Here is a 24,754-nt window from a genome sequence, read left to right on the forward strand (position 1 = left end):
AAGGATAATTAGGGTCAGCAGACCCTAGGAATTAGATGTAGATAAGCTTAGCGACGAAGACGACAGTCAGGATGTACATTGAGATAGAGACATCTTTAGTTTTTCCTGTCGCGACTTTCAGCACTGTGTAAGTGATAAAGCCAAGAGCAATACCGTTTGCAATTGAGAAAGTCAGCGGCATCATCAGGGCAGTAATCGCTGCCGGAGCACCATTGGTAAAATCTTTCCAATCGACATGCTGCATACTGCTCATCATCACGAATGCGACGTAGATTAGCGCACCTGCCGTGGCGTAAGCTGGAATCATACCTGCCAAAGGTGAAAGGAAAATAGCCGCTAGGAATAGGGCAGCTACTACAATGGCTGACAGACCTGTACGAGCACCTGCTGCTACACCCGCCGCACTCTCTACGTAACTAGTTACAGGCGGACAACCGACACAAGCACCTGCGACACTAGAAATAGAATCGGCTTTTAACGCCTTGCTAAGCCCTTCGATTTTACCTGTTTCTTTGTTTACAAGATGCGCACGTTCAGCAACACCCATCAGTGTGCCTGCAGTGTCGAACATGTTAACGAACAAGAAGGCCAAGATGACGCTAACCATTGAGATGTTAAACGCTCCAGAGATGTCCATTGCCAAGAAGGTAGGGGCAATACTTGGCGGCGCTGCAAAGAAGCCGTTGTATTGAACGAGACCTAACATCATACCAACAACAGTGACGCTCAAAATCCCGATCAGTACCGCACCGAAAACTTTACGCTCACTGAGTACTGCGATGATTAAGAAAGCGATAGCCGCAAGCATGGCATCAGGTTTAGTGAAGTCGCCAAGTGAAACCAAAGTGGCTGGGTTCTCTACCACAATACCCGCGGTTTTAAGCCCGATAAGACCTAAGAAAAGGCCGACACCTGCGGTCATTGAGAAGCGTAAACTTTCTGGAATACTTTCAATGATCCATTGGCGTATTTTGTAGAAGCTCATCCCGACAAATAGGATACCTGAGAGGAATACCGCACCAAGCGCGACTTCCCAGCTGTAGCCCATTTCACTAACCACAGTGAAAGAGAAGAAGGCGTTAAGGCCCATGCCCGGCGCCAAACCGACAGGCCAGTTGGCAAAAAGTCCCATTAACAGACAGCCAATCGCTGCACCAATACAGGTTGCAACGAAGACTGCGCCAGAATCCATCCCTGAAGCCGCCATGATTTGAGGGTTAACGAAAATGATGTATGCCATAGTGGCAAAAGTGGTAATCCCCCGATCATTTCGTTTTTAACACTGGTTCCATGTGCTTTCAGTTTGAAAAAGCGCTCTAGCAAGCCACCCGATTGGCTTTCGTTATTCAGCACTTCTGCTTTGCTTTCATTCATGTCAGCAAGTCCTTTTGTTTTGATGTTTCTGAAATTGAATACCGCTTTCTGCATTTTGATGGTGTTTTTGCAGACTCCAATTCTCCCGATTGATATGTATGACGTTGTTAGGGTTATCTATTGCTGATTACTTTGGTTAGCTTCCACGATAGGTAGAGAAGCTGTACGGCGAAACAAGCAAAGGCACGTGGTAATGTGCACCTGTTTCTCCTAGACCAAAGCGAATCACAACGTCATCTAGGAATGGGATTTCACCAAGGTCGACATCTTGGTTCTTGTAGTAATCGGCAACATGGAATACCAGTTGATATTTGCCTGTCACAAACTCATCGCCTTCTAGCACTGGTTCATCAGTTCGACCATCAAAGTTGGTGGTGACCGTTTTAATCTTGGTCAGGCTGCCCTCTTCAACACGGAACAGCTCAACTTGAATATTTGCACCGGGAACGCCGTGCATTGTATCCAATACGTGTGTAGTTAATTTGCCCATAATTGTTATTCGCGCCCAGCGCTCTCCTTAGCGATTATTGATTTTAAATTGTATACAAAGTTGTTTTAAATTTACTTCTGTTACCTATATATGTACACAAAATATTCGGATAGTAAAGCTTGATGTTATAATTTTGTTACTAGTAAAAGTGAACAAAAATCAGTTTTGTGAGATCGAGCTAGATACCCATTTAAGCCTAAGTGTACATAACTTATTGATAAAATGGCTTTTGTTTACGTAAATTAACTTTAACAACAAAATCTTTACATTAAGATAATTTATTGTATACAATGAATGTATGAAGTTTAAGAAGGCATAAAGACAAAGTGTCTTGTATTTAAGGAGAGCCTGAATGGATAAGGATTATTCACGAGACCTGATTGGCTATGGGGCGAATCCTCCTCACCCTAAATGGCCAGGTGGTGCTCGTATCGCCGTGTCGTTTGTGTTGAATTACGAAGAAGGTGGTGAACGTTGCCTTCTACATGGGGATGATGAGTCCGAAGCCTTTCTGTCAGAGATTCCAGCCGCGCAGCCAATTAAAGGCGAGCGACACATCAGCATGGAATCTATCTATGAGTATGGTAGCCGCGCAGGTGTGTGGCGTGTGTTAAAGCTATTTGATGAGTACGAGATTCCATTGACCGTATTCGCAGTGGCGATGGCGATTGAACGTCATCCAGATGTCGCAGAAGCTATGGTTCAAGCGGGACACGAGATTTGTAGTCACGGCTATCGCTGGATTGATTACCAATACATGGATGAGTCGCAAGAGCGCGACCATATGATGAAAGCGATTGAAATCATCAAAGAGATCACCGGTGAAAGACCGCTTGGTTGGTATACAGGTCGTACAGGGCCAAATACCCGCAAGTTAGTTGCAGAAGAAGGTGGTTTCTTATACGACTCAGATGCGTATGACGATGACTTGCCTTATTGGCATACCGAGGCAGGTCAACCTCAGTTAGTGATTCCTTACACACTGGATGTTAACGACATGCGCTTTGCCACTGTACAAGGATTTAACTCGGGTGAACAGTTCTACCAATACCTAAAGGACACATTCGATACTTTATACGCTGAAGGTGCGGCAGCCCCTAAGATGATGTCAGTTGGTCTACATTGTCGTCTGATTGGTAGACCGGGTCGTATTGCATCGTTAAAGCGCTTCCTAGATTACGTTAAACAACATGACGATGTGTGGTTATGTCGCCGTGTTGATATCGCTCGTCATTGGCACGAGCATCATCCATACACACCAAAAGAGGGAAAATAACATGACTGAATTTCGTTTTTGCAAACCATCTCAAATGGAACGTACGGAATTTGTCTCCCACTTTGGCGACGTGTATGAGCATAGCCCATGGGTAGCAGAAACCGTCTACGATCAAGGGTTATCAGATCAGGATAACTTTGTTTCAAATCTGCATTTAAGAATGGCTGAAACGCTTTTAGACGCAGAGAAAGCAAAACAACTTGCACTTATAAATGCTCACCCAGATTTAGCGGGGCGAGCAGCAATTAACGGCGAACTTACTGCCGCATCGACTGCGGAACAAGCTGGCGCAGGCATTGATCAGTGCTCAGCGGAAGAGTTCGAGAAATTCACTACGTACAACGACAGTTACAAAAGCCGCTTCAACTTTCCCTTCATCATGGCAGTGAAAGGGGCCAATCGTTACCAAATTCTTGAATCCTTCGAGAAGCGATTAGGCAATGATAGTGACACTGAGTTTGCTACTGCGATACAGGAAATCAACAAGATCGCACTGTTTCGCCTACGAGATATGTAAGTCACGGAGATGGCGACTGTTTCGTTCTGATATCGATTGATATCTGCCCGACAAAGGGCATAGAGCTCTAGATGAGCATACTCACTTAACCTATTTTTGAATAATTGGAAGGATAAAGGACATGTCCTTAGATATTGAACAATACATTAACCTTGCTGACGATAAACTTGGCGCAGAAGCTATCTACGCTACCGATGATTTCTTTGCCGATAAGAGCCGACTTTTACGCCGTGAAGCACCAGAATGGAAAGACGATCTTTACGATGATAACGGCAAATGGATGGATGGCTGGGAAAGCCGTCGTAAGCGTGGTGAAGGCTACGATTACTGTGTCATCCGCCTAGGTCTTGCGGGCACGATTGCGGGTGTTGATATTGATACGTCTTTCTTCACGGGTAACTTCCCGCCGTCGGCTTCGATTGATGCCTGTTATTCCCCAGACGGTGATCCAACCGACGCAACCGAGTGGCAAGAGATTCTACCTTCAATGGGTTTGCAAGGCGATCATCATCATCTTGAACAGATCGAAAGTGACGAAGTGTTTACTCACTTACGTCTCAACATTTATCCAGATGGTGGTGTTGCACGTTTACGCGTTTATGGTCGACCTAGCGTTGATTGGGATCGCATCGATAGCCAACAGAAAGTCGACCTCGCTGCGGTTGAAAATGGCGGTCGCGCTTTGGCATGTAGTGATGAGCACTACGGCAACAAGTCTAACATTCTTGGCCCTGGTCGCGGTGAGAACATGGGTGATGGTTGGGAAACAGCCCGTCGTCGTACTCCGGGTAATGATTGGGTGATTGTCGCGCTTGGACATGCAGGCAACATTGACCGAGTGGTTGTCGATACAGCTCACTTTAAAGGTAACTTCCCAGATAGCTGCTCAATTCAAGCTGCGTATGTTAAAGGCGGAACGGATGATCAAGTTGCGACTCAGAGTCTCTTCTGGCGTGAACTATTACCTGCGCAAAAGCTCAAGGCACATGACATTCACGAGTTCAACTCAGAGGTAAATGATCTTGGCGCTGTGACTCATGTTCGCCTCAATATTTTCCCTGATGGTGGTATCAGCCGTTTACGTTTGTTTGGCACTAAAGCGAAATAAGCGAGGGAAGCAATATGAGCAATGGAATTCGCCGTTTAACCATCGAACCTTTGACCAAGCAAGCATTTGCTGAGTTTGGGGATGTGATTGAAGTAGACAATAGCGACTACTTTATGATCAACAATGGCTCGACTCGTCGTTATCACAAGCTAGCGAGCACCGATGTACAAGAGCAAGGTGGTGAAGCCATCATCAGTATCTTTCAAGCTATGCCGCTTAGCTATCCGTTAACGATAAAAATGTTAGAACGTCATCCTTTGGGATCGCAAGCTTTCGTTCCGTTGCTTGGTCAACCGTATCTTATTGTTGTTGCGCCAAAAGGGGATCAACCAAGTCTGAAGTCATGCCGCGCATTCTTGAGCAATGGACGTCAAGGTGTTAACTACCACAAAGGCGTTTGGCATCACCCAGTGTTAGCCCTAACTGACCAAGACCAGTTTCTTATCGTCGACCGAGGCGGTGAAGGGCATAACTGCGATGAAGTCTACTTCGAGAACGACTTAGTCTCACTGCATTTGGACGATCTACCGAGCAACAACAAGCTGGAAGAAAAACAGCGCATGGAACAAGCGCTGTAAAGGAGTAAATTATGGATCCACATATCACGGAGTGGTTGAATCTAGCGATTCGCTGGGTTCACATGATAGTTGGCATCGCATGGATTGGTGCTTCATTCTACTTTGTTTGGTTGGAGAACAACCTAAACCGGGTTAACCCAAAAACGGGCCTTTCTGGTGACCTTTGGGCGATTCACGGCGGTGGTATCTACCACCTAGAAAAATACAAACTTGCACCACCAGAAATGCCTGAGCATTTGCATTGGTTTAAATGGGAAGCGTACTTCACTTGGATCACCGGTGTGCTGCTATTGGCTGTGGTTTACTACCTAAACGCTGAGATCTATTTGATTGCACCAGGCTCGGGCTTATCACCAACGACGGCAATTGCCATTGGTGTCGGTGCTTTGGTTGCTGGCTGGTTTATCTATGACTTGTTGTGTGATTCACCACTAGGTAAAACACCAATGCTATTAGGCGCGGTTCTATTCGTACTCTTAGTTGGCGCGGCTTATGGTCTAGCTCAAGTCTTCAGTGGTCGCGGCGCTTATATTCACGTTGGTGCAATCATCGGTACGATTATGGTCGGTAACGTGTTCCGCGTTATCATGCCTGCACAGCGCAACTTAGTGAGTGCTATTGAAGAAAACCGCGAGCCAGATCCTGCGCTACCAGCGAAAGGCTTACTGCGTTCTCGTCACAATAACTACCTAACCTTGCCAGTGCTGTTCATTATGATCAGTAACCACTTCCCGAGCACCTATGGCTCGGAGTACAACTGGGCAATACTCGCAGGTTTGGCGATCTTCAGTATCTTAGTGCGCCATTACTTCAATACTCGTCATGGTAGCCAGAAATTCGCTTGGACGGTTCCTGTAGCTGCATTAGGTATGGTGACACTTGCGTTTGTCACCTCACCGTATGCTAAGAAAGCGGCAGCACCAGTGGCTAAAGCGCCTGTTGCGGTTGAAGCGACTGCGCAGCCGGAAGCAAGCTCTACAGACACTGTGGCTGCAACATCAGAGAGCCCTGATCAAACAGGTGCGTCGGCATCGGAATCAGCGGCGCCTAGCGGTGTGAGTTTTGCAGCAATCAACAAGGTTATTCAAGAGCGCTGCTCGGTATGTCACTCAGCAACGCCAACCCATGCTGCCTTTGCCGCTGCGCCAGCCGGAGTGATCTTAGATACACCTCAAGAGATTCAAGCCAATGGTCCACGTATAGCGCAAACCGTAAATACTAAATACATGCCATTAGGTAATTTGACCCAAATGACAGATGACGAACGTGTTCTGGTTGGCAATTGGGTAGAACAAGGGTCAGTAATCAACTAACCCAATTTATCTCGCTTATCGGATTGCAAGCCCGATAAGCGTGATTCATGCAAACGTGGTATTTCCCGCTATTTATCTCAAGTGAGATCCCCCGGCCCCTGTTCCGGGGTTTTTTATACCGCTAAAAGGAGTTACAAGTGATGGCAACTGCATTAAGTATTCGACACAAGACTATCTTGGCTACGGTGATGGCAGTGATTCTTGTCATAGTGGTGCTAATTAGCATTACCGTCAGTCAGGGGCAGAAGATTATCCTCGACAAAACTTATTCACAGCAGATGCCAGCGGCGTTGGGAGAGGTCAGTAACCAAATTCAACTGGAGTTAGAAAAGCCGTTGGTTGTTGCTGAAGTGATGTCTCAGCTACAACCACTTACGGATTTTGACGGTCAAGATAGTGGACAAATCAGTGCACAACTCGCCTCGATCAAGCAGCAGTTTAATGCCTTAACCGCCTTTTTCGTTACCACTGTCGATGACAGCTACTATTTGCCAAGTGGAAAGCTCAAATCTATGTCGAGTTCATCAGCGGATGACCAATGGTTTTATGGTTTTCTCAATGGCGATAAGCAAGTCGAGCTGTCGATTGATATCGATGATGCTACAGGCATCGCAACGGTTTTTGTTAACCATGTTGTGATGAGTCAAGGCCGCCGCGTTGGAGTGACGGGGATTGGTCTATCGCTCGAAAATTTAGGCAATACTGTTGCTAACTACTCTCTAGGCGATTCAGGTCGACTAATGTTGGTCGACAAGAGCGGTGAGGTGAAGGTGCACCCTAGTACGCAGCAAGTTGGAAAGCAGTTGGCTGATATTGGTCTTGGTGCATTGACGCCTGAGCTGCAAACTTTAGCTGGAACAGCGCCTGTTATACATGAATCAAAGCTTGAACAAACATCGACGATCGTTGGTTTGATGGCTCTGCCACAACTTGATTGGGTGTTGATTTCTGTTCAACCGACGGCTGAAGTGCTCACCGAGATCAACCATTTCATTGAAACGATGATTTGGGTCGGCGGATCTGTAGCACTGCTGTTCATCATTATCAGCGCATATATGACGAATATCTTGCTTAAACCACTCTCAACCACAGCACAACTACTGCTTGAAATTGGTGGTGGCGGCGGCGATCTAACTCAACGATTGGATGAAAGTCGCCGTGATGAAGTCGGTAACATTGCCAAGGGGTACAATCAATTTGTCGCCTATATGGGCAACGTTTTACAAGAAATAGAAAGAGCGCGTAAAGAACTGGTTGCAACCATCAATCTGATTGATCAACAAGCTAACGAAATGAGACAGCAGATCCATGGTCAAGAACATAATATTGATCAGGTAGCAACCGCGGTTCATGAGATGAGCGCTAGCTCTGAAGAGATTGCTAATAACGCTAACCATACTTCAGACAACGTCCATAAAACCACTTTAGAGGTGAAAAACGGACTCAGCTCAGTGAGCAAAACATACGCACGCACTGAAGCTATGAGCCAGCAGCTAGAGCAGAGCAATCAAAGTATCGGAAAGCTATCTAATGATATCAATGCCATTGATACAGTACTGGATGTCATCAGTGGTGTATCAGAGCAAACTAATCTACTGGCATTAAACGCTGCTATCGAAGCGGCACGAGCAGGTGAACAAGGCCGTGGCTTTGCTGTTGTTGCCGACGAAGTAAGAACATTAGCCTCTCGAACCCATGAGTCCGCCAGTGAAATTCGTACCATCATAGAAAACTTACAGGGGCTTAGTAACACAGTCGTTAGTGAAGTTAGCCAGAGCCACAAAATTGGTAGTGAGTGTCTTACTGCAGCTAAAGAGTCTGAACACCACCTTGCCTCTATCAGCAATATTGTTGAGGAGATCAATCAACTCAGTGCACAGACTGCCACCGCAACAGGCCAACAGTCTCAGGTCATCAATGAGATTGCACCGCACGTTGAAAGAATTGCCGATGTAGCAAAAAGCAATACTGAGATGGTCACGCAAACATCACAACACTGCGTTAGTTTGAAGAGAAATGCAGAATCTTTAAGTCAATTGGTGGCTAAGTTTAAGTTTTAATAGTTTTGTAGAACGTAACTAGCGCTTGTCTTTTGACAAGCGCTAGTTTTTATTAGCTTGGCTGACTATCTATTGGATACTTGTAGTTACTCGGTAGGATTCCAATTCCGAACGTGTCATATAATGTGCACCCTCAGCAGGTGCTGATTTCAAAGTAAACAGATAAAAGTCGATACCTTTATCTCCGAGCGTACGCTGAAAATAAGTCGCCTGGGCTCGATGAGATTCATTGGTATATGGTATATTAGTTGCCTCGACGGTTTTTCCAGTCTTCTCGTCGTCTTCAGACCATGAATGAACACCTACTTGTTTGTTTTTTTCTGCTGGAATATTTGGATCATTTAACTCTAACGTACGTGTTTTACCTGCCGTAAATAGATCTGTGCCACCTGAGAAAACGCTACCTGTTTTGCTGACTTTGGTATGTAGCCCTTTATCTTGGATGAGTAGACCAGTGTACATATTGATGTCGTCATCACTAGAACCATCAATAGGTGTATCAAAGACCAACGTGATTTCTTTGCCTAATACAGGTGCAATCAATAATTTTTCAAGCTGAGTATAGGTAGTTACACCGAGATCAGTTGAGTCAATCCCTGCTCCGAAATCGCGATAAGGGTTAGATGTGGTGATGGAAGCTACAGAGCCGTTCATAGCCAAGTTAAGCTGAGTTGAGCCTATGACCTGCAAATATTGGTGCAATTCAAGAGTAAAATCTTTTGTATTGGTTGTAATGGCTTTTGCTTGTGGTGATTGTTTAGTATACAGCCCAGAATAATAGATCATGTCGCCATTAACATTTACTTGCTTTGACGAGCAATCAAATTCGTAGTAATCCCCACCTGTTGTATAAATTCGACATATGTCGTTGGTTTGAGGTTTCCTAGGAACCTGTAATACGATATCAGAGCCGCTCTTTTTACCCTTCATTAGTAAAAAAATGATTTTATTCTTTTTATTATCTTCTCTTACAGTCGCGAAACTAGGCGAGTAAGTTTCTCCATTGAATGTGAGGGATGAGCTTTGGATAACCTCATTACGCTCTACTAGAAGTTCATCTTTTTTAGCCTTATTAAAGACATAGTTGGCTTTAGGTTTGTTAGATTGTTGCATCACAGAGTTAGGCTTAACGTTGCTGTTGCTGTTGCTGTTGCTGTTGCTACTATTGCAACCAAATAGAGTTGCGACAATAAGTGAGCAAACAATAGTTTGCAGTTTAGGTTTGCTAATATTCATAAGCGATTCTTTTTTTTTGCTGAGTTATTCTGTTTGCTTATGTTACTTGTTTGATATTTGGGTGTACGTATGAGTATGTAGAGGTTTTGTATTTGTCTGTAGGTAAATGTCAATTACTGAAAGTGAATTGATCTGACAAAAAAGCTAGTCAGATTGCCTAACTAGCCTTATAAGTAAATGTGACTTTTTGGATAAACTAGTGGTTAGGCACTACGCTAACACCACTGAAACTGCTGTATCCGTTGAGCATAATGTAATAACGACCACTTTGGGTGTTAGAGACAGTACAAGTTTCATTGTTACCGTAACGGTATGGTCGGCAATCCCAAGAGCTAGTGGTAGGCTTAGCACCATAGCGGAGGAACAAGTCTGCATCACCGCTACCACCACTTGTTGTGACAGTAAGGGTTTGACCTGCAGCTACATCAATATAGAAATGCTTCTGGTCACCACGAGAGCCGCTAATTCCAGATACAGGGACTCCATTTTTGAGTTCGCCGTCAGGATTTGGAGTTGTACAGTCAGGCTCACAGCCACCATCTGTTTGGCTATAAAGCAGTTTATTCACTGTACCGCGTGTGTCGCTCACTTTATCGACACTTGCTCGCTCGCTAATCAGAGCTGCCACTTGTGCTGGAGAGAGAGAACTGTTTTCTTGAAGGTATAAGGCTGCAACACCGGCGACATGTGGCGTTGCCATAGACGTGCCACTGATTGTACGGTAGCCGCCATCATACCAAGCAGACTTAATGCTCGATCCCGGAGCAAATACATCAACACAGCTGCCCCAGTTAGAGAAGCTAGAGCGGCTATCATTACTTGTGGTTGAGCCAACAGTTACACCGCTAGGTTCACGTGCAGGAGACGAATTACAAGCGTCAGCATTAGAGTTACCAGCCGCTAGCATAAAGCTAATACCTGATTGAACAGCGTTAGCAACAGCTCTATCGAGCGCGGTAGACACGCCGCCACCTAAGCTCATGTTGGCGACTGAAGGGCCCGATGCGTTGGCTGCAACCCAGTCAACACCACCAATTACCCCGGAAGTTGAACCTGAACCGCTACAACTCAATACACGGACACCGACAATATTGACGTTCTTCGCCACGCCATACTGTGTACCGCCGATGGTACCAGCAACGTGGGTTCCGTGCCCATTACAGTCCGTCGCATCACTGTCATTGTCGACAAAGTCGTAGCCTGATGTCGCGCGACCACCAAACTCTGCGTGCGTTGTCGTTACCCCGGTATCTATGACGTAAGCCGTGACACCGGAACCATCGTAGTTATAGTTGTAACTATTATTCAGTGGCAGACTACGTTGATCAATCCTATCTAGCCCCCAAATGGCGTTGCTTTGATTGGCATTCGTTGAAATCACAGGATCGATAGAGATCACTCGATCTTGTTCGATAAAATCAACCTGTGCGTCTGAGCGAAGTGCGTTGAGCTGTTGTGGTGACAGGGTGGCAACAAATCCGCTGATTGAGCGGTCGAACACTTTACTGATTTGCAAAACGTGCTCGTTCTCTAAGCTGGTAACGGCTTGTTGCGTAAATTGTTGCATCGCTTGTGGGTTGTCATTGCTGAGCGATAAAGGTTGCTTTAACACGACAATATATTGGTTCTGTATTCCTTTGTTTTCTGATGCCATCAACAGCGGGGCAAGTATTTCACTTTCTGGCTGGCTAACCTGGACCTCTATTTGTTCTGCTATGGCAGTGCTAGAGATCACTGAAAGTGAAGAGGCGATACAACAACTTAATAGTTTCTTAAACATTTAACTTTCCTTTGAATGGTATAAGAGATTGTTGAACATGGCCTACTACAAACAACAAGCATGTTTTGTCGATTCTTATGTCTATAACGGAACCCGTCGGCACTCCTCAAAAATATCCCTATGTGCAACTGTGTTCACTTTAAATTTGGTTGGCGTTATAAATTTGAGTGCCATTTACTAGATTTTTGAAATTGATAGTAAGCTAAGTTCATATTGGTTGGCTGAATGTCAAAGGTCGGCATTATTATGCTGCTGTTTATTGAAATAGTGCTATATACCTCTACTTAGTGATAGATATGTAGATTTATCACTGGATGGGCTTGTGTGGGCGGTTAACGGATTTCGTTGAGGAAGATGATTTTTCGAGTCATCTCTCCAAATTGGTGAAATTGAATATGTAATTGCACTAGTATGCAGCGATACGCTGTCTCTTAGTTGCACCAAAATAACAAAGCGAAATTTTAATCTTATAATTATCAATGGCTTGTCTGTTTTTGGTGTGAGCGGGTAAATTGGCATCGATTTTGGATTTGTTTCCTTAGGAAAAAAGAATTGAATAACAATTCACTATAAGGAGATATCCAATGAACACGAAGTTCAAACTCAAGCTTGCAGCAGTAGGTACCGCATTAGCCTGTATGTCAGGAGTGGTGAGCGCCGCCGACACCATTAAAGTCGGAGTATTGCACTCGCTTTCAGGCACCATGGCGATCAGTGAAACCACATTGAAGGACACGGTTCTGATGCTGGTGGAAGAGCAAAATAAAAAAGGTGGCCTACTAGGTAAAAAGCTTGAGGCGGTAGTGGTCGACCCTGCTTCAAACTGGCCGCTGTTTGCAGAAAAAGCTCGCGAGTTGATTGAAAAAGAGCAAGTCGATGTGGTGTTCGGTGGCTGGACATCCGTATCGCGCAAATCTATGTTGCCGGTATTCGAAGAACTCAACAGCCTACTTTTCTACCCTGTTCAGTATGAAGGTGAAGAGTCGTCGAAGAATGTGTTCTACACTGGTGCTGCGCCAAACCAACAAGCGATTCCAGCGGTTGACTACCTAATGAATGAACTTGATGTTGAGCGCTGGGTACTGGCCGGCACTGACTATGTATATCCACGTACTACCAATAAAATCTTAGAGTCTTACCTCAAGAGTAAAGGGGTGAGCGAAAAAGACATCATGATCAACTACACGCCATTCGGTCATTCAGACTGGCAGTCGATTGTTTCTGACATTAAGAAGTTTGGCGCTGAAGGCAAAAAGACCGCTGTGGTTTCGACCATTAATGGCGATGCCAACGTCCCTTTCTATAAAGAGCTTGGCGCTCAAGGTATCTCTTCAGAAGATATCCCAGTTGTGGCTTTCTCCGTTGGGGAAGAAGAGCTGTCTGGCATGGACACCTCTCCGCTTGTCGGCCACTTAGCGGCATGGAACTACTTCATGAGCGTCGATACGGAGAAAAACGATGAGTTCGTCGAAACGTGGCAGAAGTTTATCGCCAGCGAAAAGCGTGTGACTAACGATCCTATGGAAGCGCACTACATCGGCTTTAACATGTGGGCGCAAGCGGTCACCAATGCAGGAACGACAGATCCTGAAGCCGTGCAAGATGCATTGATTGGCGTGTCTGTACCAAACTTGTCAGGCGGTTACTCAACTATGTTGCCTAACCACCATATCACTAAGCCTGTGTTAATCGGTGAAATCCAAGATGATGGTCAGTTCGATATTGTTTGGGAAACGACGGGCCTTGTAGCAGGTGATGCTTGGTCAGAGTATCTCCCTGAGTCGGCGAAACTCTTCTCTAGCTGGTCGAAGCCGTTTTCTTGCGGTGCGTTTAACGTTGAAACTAAGAAGTGTTCAGGGACCAATTAAGACTCAACCCCCCCACTAAATAACCTGAAAAGTTTGGCGCTGCATGTGGTAACGCAGCGCATTTTTATTGCCATAAATTCTAACGCAAGGATGCATATCATGACGACCGTATTTCGGATGCTCTGTGTGCTCGTTTCTGTGCTTATTGGATTAACGACAGCATCGGCCGAGAACGTTAAGCCACTGACTCAAGATTCTTTTTTCCAGACGTTGACTGGAAAGAACACACACGAAAAACAGCAAGCGGCTAGCTGGCTTGCCTCAAACTATTCTCATGACACAGCCAAGCCCATTCTAGAGGCGTGGCTGAATGGACAGCTCTACTACCTTAAAGATCGCAAACACGCTCAGCATCAGCAGCTATTCATTATCGAGAGTGCTCAAACGGGGGCGCAGGCGAGACAGGCTTGGAATAACGATCCTCTGATCATTGAAAACAAGCGCAAGTTTAAAAAAATAAAAGTGAACAATAAACTTCGTGCTTACCTTCGTATTGAAATAGCATCACTTGGTCTTAACAGCGAAGATCCAGAGGTTCGCAAGCAGTCAATCAAAGCGCTGACAGGTAATCCTGAAGCAATAGATAAGCTCAGCGCATTACAACAAAGCGAAACCAACGCAGAGATCGTTGCTATGTTGGCGTTCGCTATTGCGATTGACGCGGCGCTTGACCCCAAGGCCTCCAATCGCATTGACGCTGTTGAGTCTATCTCTCAATCCAATCAACCCATTGTTCTTAAGACTCTTAACACGATTTTGGCGCAAGAGACCGATCCACAACTCATAGCGGCCGCAGAGCGTGGTTTACTAGATTACCAGCAAAGCCAGCGACTCTACGCAGGTGTCGAGACGTTGTTTTTTGGACTAAGTCTTGGCTCCGTATTGGTGCTGGCGGGAATCGGCCTAGCGATTACCTTTGGGGTCATGGGCGTGATCAACATGGCGCATGGTGAGTTGATTATGCTTGGTGCTTATACTACCTACGTGATGCAGCAACTGCTTCCGGCTCATACCGGTGTGGCGCTGATCTTGTCGATTCCTATGGCATTCCTGGTGTCAGGATTGGTTGGTATCTTGATTGAACGTAGCGTGATTCGCCATCTATATGGGCGACCTCTTGAAACGTTATTGGCAACCTTCGGTATCAGTTTGATTCTTCAGCAAGCAGTTCGCTCTATTTTCTCTCCGTTAAACCGCTCGGTAAGTACGCCTGATTGGATGGCGGGGGCGCTGGAAATCAACCCCATGCTGTCACTGACTTACAACCGCCTCTACATCATCTTGTTCTGTGCCATGGTGTTTGTTGCATTAGTGATGATATTGAAGAAAACCCCCCTCGGATTACAGGTTCGCGCTGTATCGCAAAACCGCCCGATGGCAAGAGCTATGGGGATTCGTTCTGAGCGTGTCGATGCAATGACATTTGGTTTAGGTGCGGGTGTGGCAGGTGTGGCAGGCGTAGCGCTGTCTCAGTTGACCAACGTTGGGCCAAATATGGGCCAAGCCTACATTATCGATTCCTTTATGGTGGTGGTGTTTGGTGGCGTAGGCAACCTTTGGGGAACGCTGGTCGCAGGTTTAGGTTTGGGACTGTTTAACAAGATCTTAGAGCCATGGGCCGGAGCGGTGCTGGCTAAGATCCTGGTGCTGGTGTTTATCATCTTATTTATTCAGAAGCGACCAAGAGGATTGTTCCCTCAACGTGGTCGCGCGGCTGAGAGTTAAGGAGGCGTTATGACCAATCAAACACACACGAAACCCTCACGCTCTTTTATCCTTTCTGCACTGCAAGGCGATAAGGGCGGTCAGATGACAATATTGGTCATCTTGGCAGCGGTGATCTTAATTCCGGCGGCGAATATGATGTTGCCCGCTTCGCACCCGCTTCACGTCGAAACCTTTACGATTTCATTGCTGGGTAAGTATCTTAGCTATGCGATGTTAGCGCTCGCCGTCGATCTAGTATGGGGCTATTTGGGTATTCTCAGTTTAGGCCATGGCGCTTTCTTTGCGCTTGGCGGCTTCGCGATGGGTATGTATTTAATGCGTCAGATCGGCGATCGCGGTGTCTATGGTAATCCTATCCTGCCTGATTTTATGGTGTTCCTAAACTGGCAAGAACTGCCTTGGTTTTGGCATGGCTTCGACCAATTCTGGTTTGCGGCTCTGATGGTGGTGCTAGTACCCGGTGCAATGGCGTATGTATTCGGCTTTTTAGCGTTTCGCTCTCGGGTCTCTGGGGTCTATCTCTCCATCATTACTCAAGCTCTCACCTATGCGCTTATGTTGGCGTTTTTCCGCAATGAAATGGGCTTTGGCGGCAACAATGGCTTAACCGATTTTAAAGACATTCTGGGCTTTAGCTTGCAGCAAGACAGCACTCGAATCGCACTGTTTATTGCGACTGGTATTGCCCTTATCGTCAGCTATTTGGTCTGTCGCAGCGTCGTAGCGAGCCGTCTTGGTCGCGTATCGGTTGCGATTCGTGACTCTGAATCGCGCACACGCTTTATGGGTTACGACGTCGATGGTATCAAACTGTGGGTGTTCGTTCTTTCTGCGGTGATCGCCGGGATTGCTGGGGCGCTGTACGTGCCGCAAGTTGGCATTATTAACCCTGGTGAATTTGCTCCGCTCAATTCGATAGAGGTGGTGGTTTGGGTCGCACTTGGCGGTCGTGCGACCTTGTTTGGTGCGATTGTTGGCGCCTTGGTGATCAACTATGCCAAAAGCTGGTTCACGGTGGAGTTTCCAGAAGTCTGGCTGTTTGCCCTCGGAGGCTTGTTCGTACTTTCAACGCTCTACTTCCCGAAAGGCTTAATCGGCTTTATCAGTGATAAGTGGCATTTAGTCGTCAATCGAAACCGCGGGCATGACTCCGCTGAGTCGAACACTGACGAAGAGAAAAGCAAGGAGATCTTGGTATGACTGAGTTAAAGCGCACCGAGCAATTTAAGCAATCACTCGCTGAAGTTACGCGTCGAGATCAAGTGTTCTCGTTTCTTAAGCCGGACGTCCACCCACTGATTGATACCAGACACAACATCTTGCTCTATGTGGAAGGGGTGAATAAAACCTTTGATGGGTTTAAAGCGATTAATGATCTCAATCTGTACATCCGTGAAGGAGAACTCAGATGCATTATTGGCCCAAATGGAGCCGGGAAAACCACCATGATGGACATCATTACGGGTAAGACGAAACCGGATACTGGTGAGGTTTGGCTCGGCTCGAACCTCAACTTACTTAATATGAATGAAGCCGAGATCGCCAATGCTGGAATTGGCCGTAAGTTTCAAAAGCCGACAGTGATCGAGTGTTTAACAGTGTGGGAGAACCTCGAACTGGCGATGTCGGGCGTGCGTTCCGTGTGGGGCTCGTATGTGGCGAAGATGACAGGAGAGCAAAAAGATAAGCTCGAATCGGTACTGAGATTAATTCATCTGCATGACCACCAAACGCTGCTGGCAGGCAACCTTTCTCACGGCCAAAAACAGTGGTTAGAGATAGGAATGCTGTTGATGCAAAACCCTAAGCTGCTGCTTATTGATGAGCCTGTGGCTGGCATGACCCACCAAGAGATGGATCGTACATCTGAGCTACTTAACTCACTAGCTGGTAAACACTCTGTGGTGGTCGTTGAGCATGATATGGACTTTGTCCGCTCTATTGCTAGCCATGTCACTGTGCTTCATCAGGGGCATGTGTTGGCAGAAGGCACCATGGATGAGGTTCAAGTGCACCAGCAAGTCAAACAGGTTTATTTGGGGGAATAACATGCTATCAATTTCTGGATTGAACCAGTTTTACGGTGAGAGCCACACACTTTGGGACTTGGAGATGGAGATCCCCAAAGGAAAATGTACTGTGTTAATGGGGCGTAATGGTGTAGGTAAGACGACCTTATTGCAATGCATTATGGGGTTGGTCAAAACTGAGAGTGGCGACATCGCCCTTGAAGGTGACTCTATCATCAAAAAAGAAGCCGAAGCTCGGCCCAGAATGGGGATCGGCTATGTTCCACAAGGTCGTCAAATCTTTCCAATGTTAACTGTGGAAGAAAACTTGCAAGTAGGTTTACCTATCCGAGCAAGAGGAGACCGTCACATCCCCGAATTTATCTTCGAGCTATTCCCTGCGTTGAAGGAAATGTTGCATCGCAGAGGGGGCGATTTATCGGGTGGGCAGCAGCAACAACTGGCTATAGGTCGGGCGCTGGTAATCAACCCTAGCTTGCTGATTTTGGATGAACCGACGGAAGGGATTCAGCCCAATATTGTGCAAGAAATTGGCGATATTATTCGCATGTTGAATGAGAAATTTGGACTTACGGTGTTACTGGTTGAGCAAAAACTGCCGTTCGCCCGTAAGGTCGGTGATCAGTTTTGCATCTTGGATAGAGGGCGCACTGTCGCCCAAGGGGACATGGAAGAGCTGGATGATAGATTGATAAAGGAGTATCTCACCGTATGATTTGTGAACCTGCCGTTGCGTTTGATTTAGGTGATAATAATCAGACGCTTAAAAAGAACATCGAGTCTGATGTAGAGAAAGGCTGGAAGGCCATGTTATCGCTTTTGTTTAAAGATAGAGGGGATAAAACCGTCATCAAAGACCGTCAACAGAAGGGGCCTTTGGCTATTCAGCGCCCTTTGTATCCTGAAGGGAAAACGTGCCATACCTATTTATTGCATCCACCCGGCGGTGTGGTCGGTGGCGACACTCTGCAAATAAGCACTCGCGTGGAACAGGGGGCTCATGCTCTGGTCACCACACCGGGTGCGACTAAGTTTTATCGCTCTGAAAAACGCTACGCTCATCAGAAACAGATATTGCATGTTGAAGGTGGTGGTTTACTCGAATGGTTACCGCAAGAAAACATCTTCTTTCCTGACGCCCATGCTCGCCTTGATACCGAGATTCATCTTGATCATGATGCCCTATTTGTGGGCTGGGAAATGCACTGTTTTGGGCGCCCTGCACTAAATGAGGGATTTTCCTCCGGACATTTAGTTGGAAAAACAGAGGTTTACCGAGACGGAAGAAAAATTTTGACCGAGGGGTTAAATATTTTTGGTGGCGATAAGTCCATGATTGAAAAGGGCTTGCTCAATTTCTCTCTCGCGGGAACGCTGTATATTTCTGTCGAAAATGAGGATTTTTTTCAACTGGTACAGAGCTTGCTCTCTAACATACAGCAAGAAGTCGGCACAGAGGACTTAGTGATTGCTGCGACACAGATAGAAGAATTGGTTGTCGTGAGAGCACTGGGTCGATGGAGTGAGGTGATCTTGGAGAGCTTTCAGAGAGTTTGGCAACAAGCGCGTCAATACTGGACTGGTGAAACTCCCCAGCCCCCAAGAATTTGGGCAACCTAAACTCCATGTTTCTCTTTGCTCCTTCTCCATCATGTTAAGGGAATGGCAAGGAAACCAATGGAATTATCACCAAGAGAAAAAGACAAACTGTTGATCTTCTACGCTGGCATGCTAGCGCAGCAACGAAAAGAGCGAGGGTTAAAGCTTAACTATCCAGAGTCTGTAGCGTTTATCAGTAGTGCCATTCTTGAAGGTGCTCGCGAAGGCAAAACGGTGTCTGAGCTTATGGACTTTGGACGAACACTTCTTACTGTTGATGACGTTATGGAGGGCGTACCTTCCATGATTCCTGATGTACAAGTCGAAGCCACCTTTCCTGATGGGACCAAATTGGTCACCGTTCATGAGCCAATCGTCTAGGAGATCATATGTCAGCATCAACAAGCCAATATTCTGGTTTTATTCCCGGTCAAATTGAATCCGCCCCTGGCGAGATTGAACTCAATGTTGGCCGCGCAACCATCAAGGTCAAAGTGGAAAATATTGGCGATCGACCAGTACAAATTGGCTCGCATTATCACTTTTTTGAGGTCAATGATTCACTGCGTTTTGAGCGTGAAGCGTGTAAAGGGTTCCGTCTCAATATCCCTGCTGGCACTGCGACACGCTTTGAACCTGGCCAGTCTCGCACGGTTGAGTTGGTTGAGTTTGCAGGTAAGCGAGAGATATACGGATTCCAAGGTAAGGTCATGGGCAAACTCGCCCAATAACGAACAAAAACAAGGATAGGTAATGGCAAGCATTTCTCGTCAGGCATATGCCGAAATGTTTGGGCCAACAGTGGGCGATCGCGTGCGTCTCGCAGACACCGAACTGTGGCTTGAAGTAGAAAAGGATTTTACTGTTTACGGCGACGAAGTTAAATTCGGTGGCGGTAAAGTGATTCGTGATGGCATGGGGCAAAGTCAACGCCCAAGCGCCGAAACGCCAGATCTGGTTATCACCAACGCAGTGGTATTGGATTACTGGGGTATCGTTAAGGCAGACGTGGCGGTTAAAAATGGGCGTATTCAAGCCATAGGCAAAGCCGGCAACCCTGATGTGCAGCCAGAAGTGACGATTGTGATTGGACCGGGGACAGAGATCTTAGCAGGGGAAGGATCAATTTTAACCGCGGGCGGTATCGACTCGCACATTCACTTTATTTGTCCGCAGCAAATCGAAGAAGCATTGGCTTCAGGTGTCACCACCATGATTGGTGGTGGTACTGGCCCCAATACAGGCACTAACGCGACAACTTGTACCCCCGGCCCGTGGAATATGCATCGTATGCTTGAAGCGTTAGATGAATTTCCAATGAACTTTGGCCTACTCGGGAAAGGTAACGCTAGCCAGCCAGAAGCGCTAAGAGAGCAGGTAGCGGCGGGCGCGGTGGGACTGAAGCTGCATGAAGATTGGGGCACGACGCCAGCATCGATTGACACCTGTTTGTCGGTCGCTGATGAGATGGATGTTCAGGTCGCGATTCATACCGATACGCTGAATGAGTCAGGATTTGTTGAATCGACTTTAGGTGCGATTGGTGATCGCGTGATTCATACCTATCACACCGAAGGAGCAGGCGGGGGGCACGCACCAGATATTATTCGTGCTGCGGGTGAATCCAATGTTCTGCCATCGTCGACCAATCCAACGCGTCCTTACACCGTCAATACCGTTGATGAGCACCTCGATATGTTGATGGTGTGTCACCATTTGTCGCCTTCTATTGCTGAAGACGTGGCGTTTGCCGAGTCTCGAATTCGCCGCGAAACCATCGCCGCCGAAGACATTCTGCACGATCTCGGTGCCTTCTCTATGATTGCCTCAGACTCTCAAGCAATGGGGCGTGTGGGCGAAGTGATTACTCGCACTTGGCAAACAGCGCACAAAATGAAAGTGCAGCGCGGCAGCTTGAAAGAAGACTCTTCCTACAGCGACAACTTTCGACTCAAACGCTACATCGCTAAGTACACGATTAATCCGGCAATTACTCACGGTATGGCGCATGAAATCGGCTCAATTGAAGTGGGTAAGCTTGCCGACCTTGTGCTGTGGAAGCCCGCTTTCTTTGGTGTTAAGCCGAGCGTCATTCTAAAAGGGGGCATGATAGCCATGGCGCCGATGGGCGATCCTAATGCTTCGATACCAACCCCTCAGCCTGTCCATTATCGCAGCATGTTTGGTAGCTACGGCAAGGCATCGCAAAACACTTCGATGCTGTTTGTCTCCCAAGCGGCTGAGCAAGCAGGCATCGCGAGTGAGCTTGGTCTTGGTAGCCAAATCGGGGTTGTCAGCCATTGTCGTGATATCAGTAAAGCCGACATGAAGCTTAACGACTGGCAGCCGAATATCGAAGTGGACTCACAAACCTACCAAGTTCGAGCTGATGGTGAGCTGTTGGTGTGTGAACCTGCTGACGTGTTACCCATGGCACAAAAGTACTTCTTGTTTTAACGCAGCAACGAAATAGCCAACCAGTAAACGAACGATTGAATGAGAAAACGAACTGATAAGGAGATGAGATGATCGAACTTACCGAAATCAGCAAAGAAATTTGTACTAAACCTAATGCGTTTCTGAGCTTGCCAATAGATAGCCGAATTAAGAGCCGACTTAAAGTTGAGCTAGATGATGGTCGTGAAGCAGGCTTGTTTCTGCCGCGTGGACACATTTTGCGTGGCGGTGAACAACTTAAAAGCCAATGCGGCATGATCGTCGAAATCAAAGCCGCGCCGGAAAAGGTCTCTACGGTTTATTGCAGCGATTTGCATCTACTGACGCGAGTGGCGTATCACCTTGGCAATCGACATGTACCGCTGCAAGTGGAATTTGGCTGGGTCCGATACCAGCACGACCATGTATTAGACGAAATGGTCCAAGGCTTGGGTGCAAAAGTTACCACAGAAGACGCGTCATTCGAGCCAGAAAGTGGCGCTTATGGTGGCCGCTCTGGTGGGCATCATCACCATCACTAATCACACCCAAATTAAAGCAATAACAACAAGGAAGTTATCATGAAAAAAACACAACAATTCGCTGCATTCACTTGTCTGGCTCTTCTTTCATCTTCAGTGATGGCGCACCCCGGTCACGAAACTGGGTCATTCTCAGCAGGCTTAACTCACCCGGTAACCGGTTTCGATCACCTGATTATGTTGGTTGCGTTTGGTATTTTAGTCGCATGTGTACAGACGTCAGCCGTGCGTAAAATGGGATTAGTACTCAGCGCGCTTGCCTCACTGTTAATTGGTCTTGCTGCTGGGCAGGTGTTTGGCGGCTTTAATGGCGTCGAGCTTGCGATAGGGGCTTCGCTGTTTGTCGTGAGCGGCGCAATCTGGCAAGCCTTCCACGCTTCAAAAGATATGCTGCGTTTGGCGCTGACTTTATGTGTTGGTTTAGTGTTTTTCCACGGTTATGCGCACGGTGTTGAAGCGCAAGGCGCAATCTCTTCATTTGCCGCGGGCATGACCGTCAGCGCAGCGGCGCTTATGGTTCTTGGCTTGCAGTTTGGTCGCGCACTTTCAAGCCCTTGGCTTTCTGTTGGTGTTGCTTCAGTTAGCGCCCTCGTCATCCTGTAAACCTTAGCCTATGTCTTATCAAAAAAGGCCAAACGATCTGGCGTTGTATCGCCTGTTTCAATTGATAAGCCCCTCTCTACCCATCGGTGGCTTTACTTATTCGCAAGGTTTGGAGTGGGCGGTTGAGGCGCAGTGGGTATCGGATCGTGTTTCAATGCAAGATTGGCTCGATAACATGCTGATGAACAGTGTCGCGACACTCGAGCTGCCAATCCTTGAACGCTACTCCCAAGCGCTGATTAACAATAACCAACAACAGTTAGCTGCGCTGAGTGACTTGCTCTACAGCAGCAGAGAGACCAAAGAACTGAGAGCCGAAGAGAAGCAGCGTGGGCAAGCGCTGTATACCTTACTCAAGCAACTCGATATCTATCATGACAGTTTTGATTATGCCGATAGCGAGCCAAATCAGCTGCTCGGGCTGTGCGTAGCCGCGCAGCATTGGGATATAGAAATAGAGCAACTCAAACAAGGCTACTTATGGAGCTGGGCTGAGAATCTGATTATGGCAGGGGTCAAGCTTGTGCCTTTAGGTCAAACAGACGGGCAACGTGCTTTGATTCAACTCAGTGAGCGGTTTCCTAAAGCGTTAGATAGAGCCAGAACGATTGAAGATTGGATGATCGGCAGCTTTACGCCATCAATATCAATTGCCAGCAGTTTGCATGAAACTCAGTACACACGGCTATTTCGTTCTTAGCGAAGTAGCAAGCAAAGAATTAGAAGGACTTAATAATGGAAAGTTACAAACAACCTTTACGCGTCGGTATTGGCGGACCCGTAGGATCGGGTAAAACAGCATTGCTTGAAGTGTTGTGCAAAGCGATCAGAGACAAACTCAATATCGCGGTCGTAACCAATGATATTTATACTCAAGAAGATGCCAAAATCCTTACCCGTGCTGAAGCGTTAGAGCCGGATCGTATTATCGGTGTTGAAACTGGAGGCTGCCCGCATACTGCGATTCGTGAAGATGCCTCAATGAACTTAGCGGCGGTTGAAGAGCTGGCAAAACGTCATAAAAACCTTGATGTAGTGTTTGTAGAAAGCGGTGGAGATAACCTCAGTGCGACCTTTAGCCCGGAGTTAGCGGATTTGACCATCTACGTGATTGATGTGGCAGAAGGGGAAAAGATCCCGCGTAAAGGTGGTCCAGGTATCACTCGTTCAGACTTGCTGATTATTAATAAGATCGATCTAGCACCATACGTTGGAGCGTCACTGGAAGTGATGGAGCAAGATACCCAGCGGATGCGTCCAACTAAACCTTTTGTGTTCACCAATCTAAAGGAGAGCAAAGGGCTAGATACCATCATCGATTTTATCGTCACTCAAGGTATGTTAACTCTGAAAGGCTAAACTTCTCGCTTGGGGAAAAGGCACCGTGTTTGGTGCCTTTTTTGATCTTGGTGTAATTCAACTTATTGGTTTTACCAGTTATTTTCGGTTTGTAGTTATTATTTTATAAATATATGGTTAACAAATATTAACTGGAGAGAAAATTATGCCTATTAATGGAATATGTCACGACTTTGCTTTTACTCGCTGTTTCCCTGTCGAGAGCAAAGACAGAACACCTAGCGCGAAAGAGAGTGTCGACCTTTGGCGCATCCTGCGCACTAAGATGGAGCTTATTCATCCAGACAATATCGAAACTCTAAAACCTGGCGTCTTAACGGTAACTAATGCAACAGGGCATCCGACATACACCCCGCACTCTTATTACGTCGGCGAAGGTAACGTTCTATACAGCACTAATGACCCCTTCTTTGACAAAGTAGAGAAGAGCAAAGTGGATGTCAGCACTCAGCATGGAGTGGGGGCGATCACCTATTCTCTTGCAACGCTTAAGGCAGCGCTGAATAACGTTACAGATGGTCCAAACGGTGCGAGCGCGAGAATTGGTACCGATAATCGAGATTTGCAGTTCTATTGGTGTTCAACCGCCGTTGCGCGTCTCGGCTGGTGGTCTAAATAATTGGAAGCGCCCTCAACCACGAGCAGTAACAAGTGTTGAGGGCGGTTTGGACTCACTATCACTGCTCGTCTTGTTCCATCGTTTCGCCTAAATGCCATGTTAAGCCTCTGACGTGAGTAACGTCGCGAGCTACGCAGAAAGCAAATCGTCATCGATTCAATGACATACCTTAGTTGATTTCCATCCCTCTACAGATTCTTGTCTATACTGATTTGATAGACCTAGATTACAGCGCGAT

General features: G+C 46.7%; 22 protein-coding genes and 3 pseudogenes. 21 read left to right on the top strand and 4 right to left on the bottom strand.

Annotation, left to right across the window (positions count from 1 at the left end):
• Nucleotides 1-31: 31 nt before the first annotated feature.
• Both IX91_RS16045 and uraH read right to left on the bottom strand, forming a co-directional pair.
• Nucleotides 32-1,374: pseudogene (locus tag IX91_RS16045) on the bottom strand (NCS2 family permease).
• 136 nt (nucleotides 1,375-1,510) lie between these two features.
• Nucleotides 1,511-1,864, bottom strand: coding sequence for a hydroxyisourate hydrolase (gene uraH / locus IX91_RS16050; protein WP_038197691.1), 354 nt, complete (start codon nucleotides 1,862-1,864; stop codon nucleotides 1,511-1,513).
• A gap of 352 nt (nucleotides 1,865-2,216) precedes the next feature.
• On the opposite strand from uraH, the gene puuE reads away from it, so the two are divergent.
• From puuE to IX91_RS16080, 7 genes and pseudogenes are all read left to right on the top strand, one after another.
• Nucleotides 2,217-3,140, top strand: a complete 924-nt coding sequence (gene puuE, locus IX91_RS16055; protein WP_004744093.1) for an allantoinase PuuE — start codon at nucleotides 2,217-2,219, stop codon at nucleotides 3,138-3,140.
• Between the two features lies 1 nt (nucleotide 3,141).
• The gene (gene uraD, locus IX91_RS16060; RefSeq protein ID WP_004744092.1) at nucleotides 3,142-3,657 is read left to right on the top strand and encodes a 2-oxo-4-hydroxy-4-carboxy-5-ureidoimidazoline decarboxylase; all 516 of its coding nucleotides are present in this window, start codon (nucleotides 3,142-3,144) and stop codon (nucleotides 3,655-3,657) included.
• Nucleotides 3,658-3,778: 121 nt separating this feature from the next.
• Complete coding sequence (alc, locus tag IX91_RS16065; RefSeq protein WP_004744091.1) at nucleotides 3,779-4,765, top strand: allantoicase; 987 nt, start codon at nucleotides 3,779-3,781, stop codon at nucleotides 4,763-4,765.
• 14 nt (nucleotides 4,766-4,779) lie between these two features.
• A complete protein-coding gene (locus tag IX91_RS16070) occupies nucleotides 4,780-5,343 on the top strand; it encodes an ureidoglycolate lyase (RefSeq protein WP_004744090.1) in 564 nt (187 codons plus the stop codon).
• Nucleotides 5,344-5,354: 11 nt separating this feature from the next.
• Nucleotides 5,355-6,297, top strand: a pseudogene (locus IX91_RS16075) (urate hydroxylase PuuD); the annotation flags it as partial.
• Nucleotides 6,298-6,386: 89 nt separating this feature from the next.
• Nucleotides 6,387-6,656 (top strand): annotated as a pseudogene (locus IX91_RS27035) (urate hydroxylase PuuD); the annotation flags it as partial.
• Between the two features lie 140 nt (nucleotides 6,657-6,796).
• Entirely contained in the window at nucleotides 6,797-8,716 is a 1,920-nt protein-coding gene (locus IX91_RS16080; RefSeq protein ID WP_004744088.1) for a methyl-accepting chemotaxis protein, read from the top strand.
• A gap of 69 nt (nucleotides 8,717-8,785) precedes the next feature.
• On the opposite strand, the gene IX91_RS16085 is transcribed toward IX91_RS16080, so the two are convergent.
• Nucleotides 8,786-9,952 carry a hypothetical protein gene (locus tag IX91_RS16085; protein WP_004744087.1) on the bottom strand — a complete coding sequence of 389 codons (1,167 nt, stop codon included), beginning with the start codon at nucleotides 9,950-9,952 and terminating at the stop codon, nucleotides 8,786-8,788.
• Between the two features lie 196 nt (nucleotides 9,953-10,148).
• Nucleotides 10,149-11,732, bottom strand: coding sequence for a S8 family peptidase (locus tag IX91_RS16090; protein WP_004749585.1), 1,584 nt, complete (start codon nucleotides 11,730-11,732; stop codon nucleotides 10,149-10,151).
• Nucleotides 11,733-12,316: 584 nt separating this feature from the next.
• Between IX91_RS16090 and urtA the strand changes: the two genes are divergently transcribed.
• The 14 genes from urtA (at nucleotide 12,317) to IX91_RS16160 (ending at nucleotide 24,516) form a co-directional block, all read left to right on the top strand.
• Nucleotides 12,317-13,600: an urea ABC transporter substrate-binding protein gene (urtA, locus tag IX91_RS16095; protein ID WP_004744086.1), complete on the top strand. Its 1,284-nt coding sequence runs from the start codon at nucleotides 12,317-12,319 to the stop codon at nucleotides 13,598-13,600.
• A 99-nt stretch (nucleotides 13,601-13,699) separates the two neighbouring features.
• A complete protein-coding gene (urtB, locus tag IX91_RS16100; protein WP_004744085.1) occupies nucleotides 13,700-15,325 on the top strand; it encodes an urea ABC transporter permease subunit UrtB in 1,626 nt (541 codons plus the stop codon).
• Between the two features lie 9 nt (nucleotides 15,326-15,334).
• The gene (gene urtC / locus IX91_RS16105) at nucleotides 15,335-16,528 is read left to right on the top strand and encodes an urea ABC transporter permease subunit UrtC (protein WP_004744084.1); all 1,194 of its coding nucleotides are present in this window, start codon (nucleotides 15,335-15,337) and stop codon (nucleotides 16,526-16,528) included.
• Entirely contained in the window at nucleotides 16,525-17,376 is an 852-nt protein-coding gene (gene urtD, locus IX91_RS16110) for an urea ABC transporter ATP-binding protein UrtD (RefSeq protein WP_004744083.1), read from the top strand. The genes urtC and urtD overlap by 4 nt, the downstream gene beginning before the upstream one ends.
• Nucleotide 17,377: 1 nt before the next feature.
• Nucleotides 17,378-18,073: an urea ABC transporter ATP-binding subunit UrtE gene (gene urtE, locus IX91_RS16115; protein WP_004744082.1), complete on the top strand. Its 696-nt coding sequence runs from the start codon at nucleotides 17,378-17,380 to the stop codon at nucleotides 18,071-18,073.
• Nucleotides 18,070-18,978: an urease accessory protein UreD gene (locus IX91_RS16120; RefSeq protein ID WP_004744081.1), complete on the top strand. Its 909-nt coding sequence runs from the start codon at nucleotides 18,070-18,072 to the stop codon at nucleotides 18,976-18,978. Before urtE ends, IX91_RS16120 begins: the two co-directional genes overlap by 4 nt.
• 57 nt (nucleotides 18,979-19,035) lie before the next feature.
• On the top strand, nucleotides 19,036-19,338 hold the full coding sequence (ureA, locus tag IX91_RS16125) for an urease subunit gamma (protein WP_004744080.1): 303 nt from the start codon (nucleotides 19,036-19,038) through the stop codon (nucleotides 19,336-19,338).
• Nucleotides 19,339-19,346: 8 nt separating this feature from the next.
• Nucleotides 19,347-19,688 carry an urease subunit beta gene (locus IX91_RS16130; protein WP_004744079.1) on the top strand — a complete coding sequence of 114 codons (342 nt, stop codon included), beginning with the start codon at nucleotides 19,347-19,349 and terminating at the stop codon, nucleotides 19,686-19,688.
• 22 nt (nucleotides 19,689-19,710) lie between these two features.
• Nucleotides 19,711-21,414 carry an urease subunit alpha gene (ureC, locus tag IX91_RS16135; protein ID WP_004744078.1) on the top strand — a complete coding sequence of 568 codons (1,704 nt, stop codon included), beginning with the start codon at nucleotides 19,711-19,713 and terminating at the stop codon, nucleotides 21,412-21,414.
• Nucleotides 21,415-21,482: 68 nt separating this feature from the next.
• On the top strand, nucleotides 21,483-21,935 hold the full coding sequence (ureE, locus tag IX91_RS16140) for an urease accessory protein UreE (RefSeq protein WP_004744077.1): 453 nt from the start codon (nucleotides 21,483-21,485) through the stop codon (nucleotides 21,933-21,935).
• A 39-nt stretch (nucleotides 21,936-21,974) separates the two neighbouring features.
• Complete coding sequence (locus tag IX91_RS16145; protein ID WP_004744076.1) at nucleotides 21,975-22,538, top strand: HupE/UreJ family protein; 564 nt, start codon at nucleotides 21,975-21,977, stop codon at nucleotides 22,536-22,538.
• Between the two features lie 10 nt (nucleotides 22,539-22,548).
• Nucleotides 22,549-23,238 carry an urease accessory protein UreF gene (locus IX91_RS16150; RefSeq protein ID WP_004744075.1) on the top strand — a complete coding sequence of 230 codons (690 nt, stop codon included), beginning with the start codon at nucleotides 22,549-22,551 and terminating at the stop codon, nucleotides 23,236-23,238.
• Nucleotides 23,239-23,273: 35 nt separating this feature from the next.
• Complete coding sequence (gene ureG, locus IX91_RS16155; protein ID WP_004744074.1) at nucleotides 23,274-23,897, top strand: urease accessory protein UreG; 624 nt, start codon at nucleotides 23,274-23,276, stop codon at nucleotides 23,895-23,897.
• 145 nt (nucleotides 23,898-24,042) lie between these two features.
• Nucleotides 24,043-24,516 carry a hypothetical protein gene (locus IX91_RS16160; RefSeq protein WP_004744072.1) on the top strand — a complete coding sequence of 158 codons (474 nt, stop codon included), beginning with the start codon at nucleotides 24,043-24,045 and terminating at the stop codon, nucleotides 24,514-24,516.
• The last annotated feature ends 238 nt before the right edge of the window (nucleotides 24,517-24,754 follow it).

Origin of the sequence: Vibrio tubiashii ATCC 19109, from assembly GCF_000772105.1 — a bacterium.
GTDB classification, from domain to species: domain Bacteria; phylum Pseudomonadota; class Gammaproteobacteria; order Enterobacterales; family Vibrionaceae; genus Vibrio; species Vibrio tubiashii.